Raw genomic sequence first — 2,297 nt, forward strand, 5'->3', positions numbered from 1 at the left:
GGTTCTGATGACCTTGCTCCTTGGGGGTAGCTGGGGCCAGAGCTTTTTGGCACCTTCCCACACCTGCTCAAGTCCTTCCCTTGTGGTTGCAAGGTTGTCCTTTTCCTCCGGTGGCAAATCCTGGGCGTTCGGTCCTATCATCAAATGTCCAGATATCTCAGTGGTTACGACGATTCCCTTGCTTATCGGCGTCGGCGTGGGGAAAAGAACTCTCCTCGGCCCGGGAACGTCGTCATCAAAAATCCAGTATTCTCCTTTCCTCGGGTGAATCTCGAAGTAGTCTATTCCAGCCATTCTCGCTATCTCATCGGCATAAAGGCCCGCCGCGTTTATGACGATGTCGGCCTCGATGAAGCCGTTGTTTGTTTCAACGCCCTTAACCTCCCCGTTCTCGACCTTTATGCCCCTCACTTCCGTTTCGAGATGGGTCTTTACTCCGTTGGCAACGGCGTTTTCCACGATGGCTATAACCGCTGGAATCGGGCCTATCTGACCGACTATGGGGACCCACAGGGCTCCAATAGCTTCCCTCGTGAGGTTCGGCTCGAGGTGGAAGAGCTCGTTCCTGTCAACTATCCTCATCTCGGGGACGCCGTTTTTTCTTCCGCGCTCCAAAAGCCTCTCAAGTTCGTCGAAGTCCTCTTCCTTGGTTGCAACTATCAAAGCCCCGTTCCAGATGTGGGGAATCTCCAGTTCCTTAACCCACTGGTGCCAGAGCCTGTTTCCCCTTATGCAGAGCCTCGCCCTCGTAGGATACTTCTCCGGGTCGTCGTCGTAACCGCCGTGAATTAAGGCGGTGTTTGCCTTGCTTACGCCCCAGCCAACGTCTGGTGCCTTCTCGATTAGGTGAACCTCAAGGTTCTCGTACTTGCTCAGAACGCGCGCTATGCTCGCACCGCTTATTCCCGCGCCTATTATGGCAACTTTCGTTTTCATACGCCACCCTCCGGTGAGCTTAAAAACTCCTTCCACATTTTAAAGCTTTCTCAAACCTTTGGTTTTGTGAAAAAGAGTAGAGAGGACTGTTCGGGGCATTGAGAGGGAGAACAGGGGAGAACAGGAGGAGAATGGACAGGAACGTTCATTGCTTCCACTCGCCGAGGAACGTGAAGTTTCCCTCGTGGAACCAGTTGGCCCCGTAAACGTTCGAAGGCCCCCTGCTCCTTCCCATGAAGTGGCCGTTAAGGGGTTCTCCGTCTCCGTTTACCAGCAGGGTGACGTTCCACGTTTGGAGAATCCTTATCAGGTAGGGATTCTCAATAGTTCCCGCGTTTGATTCTTCAACGTACCTGAGGGAGATGTGGAACTCGTAGCTATCGCCGAGTTTTCTAACCTCAGTCACGTTCCCGTTCGTTAAAACCCACGACAGGAAGTTTATGATGTTGAGTTCCGGGGAATACGTGTGAGTAATAACTGACCAGTCAAGCTCGTCTAAAGTGGCGTTTACTATGTAATGGAAGCTTCTTCCGTCTGTTTTTTTAACCCAGTAAACGGCGGAGCCGTTGGCGTAGTTCACGCAACCCTTTACCCACTTGGCCTGAATCCCGAAGAAATGAACCTGAAGTGAAGTTCCATTAACGATCCAGCAGAAAGATTCATGAGAGCCTAAGCTGATGAGTATCTCTCTGACTGACGGAGTTTTCTCCACAACTAGGGTCTGCGTGGAGTTCTCATTGGGGACTGCCGAGTTGAGTGGTGTGCCTTGGTCCCCATGCAGGGCATATCCGAGTATTACGAGAATCACAAACACACTAAAAAGAACTATTTGCCTCTTCATGCTCTCCCCCACTGTTATACGCCCGAAAGTATAAAAATATGGGGAAACAGTAACTCACTCTCCAACGACCTTCGCCCAGCCCATCGCCCTCTTCACGGCCTCCTTCCAGCCGCGGTAGAGCTTTTCCCGGGTTTCCTCGTCCATCTTTGGCTCGAAAACCTTCTCGACCTTCCAGAGGCGCTCTATCTCCTCAAGGCTCTCCCAGTAGTCCACGGCCAGTCCGGCAAGATAGGCTGCTCCAAGGGCTGTAGTTTCCTTCACCACCGGTCTCACGACACGCCTGTTGAGTATGTCCGCCTGAAAAGCCATCAGGAAGTCGTTGGCCGTTGCTCCACCGTCAACGCGGAGCTCCTTTATTCCGACCAACTTTTCCATTTCCTCAATAACATCACGCGTGAGGTAGGCTATCGCCTCCAGCGTTGCCCTCGCCAAATGCTCCCTGCCGGTTCCGCGCGTTATGCCTATTATAAGGCCCCTTGCAAACTGGTCCCAGTAAGGAGCACCGAGGCCAACGAAGGCC

Annotated in this window: 3 protein-coding genes; all 3 read right to left on the reverse strand. The window is 52.7% G+C overall.

From position 1 onward, the window contains the following. The coding region (locus MVG27_RS03275; protein WP_297556158.1) for an NAD(P)/FAD-dependent oxidoreductase at nucleotides 1-936 on the reverse strand (936 nt) is incomplete at its 3' end. Between the two features lie 145 nt (nucleotides 937-1,081). Beyond that, nucleotides 1,082-1,777: a hypothetical protein gene (locus tag MVG27_RS03280; RefSeq protein ID WP_297550203.1), complete on the reverse strand. Its 696-nt coding sequence runs from the start codon at nucleotides 1,775-1,777 to the stop codon at nucleotides 1,082-1,084. Between the two features lie 54 nt (nucleotides 1,778-1,831). Beyond that, nucleotides 1,832-2,297 (reverse strand): FGGY-family carbohydrate kinase (locus MVG27_RS03285; protein WP_297556159.1); only part of this gene is annotated, 466 nt, incomplete at its 5' end.

It is taken from the genome of Thermococcus sp., assembly GCF_027011145.1.
Lineage (GTDB): Archaea > Methanobacteriota_B > Thermococci > Thermococcales > Thermococcaceae > Thermococcus.

What these genes read in the sequence shown, in the direction of transcription:
- MVG27_RS03280 (WP_297550203.1), bottom strand. Translation starts at nt 1,777, where the DNA reads ATGAAGAGGCAAATAGTTCTTTTTAGTGTGTTTGTGATTCTCGTAATA.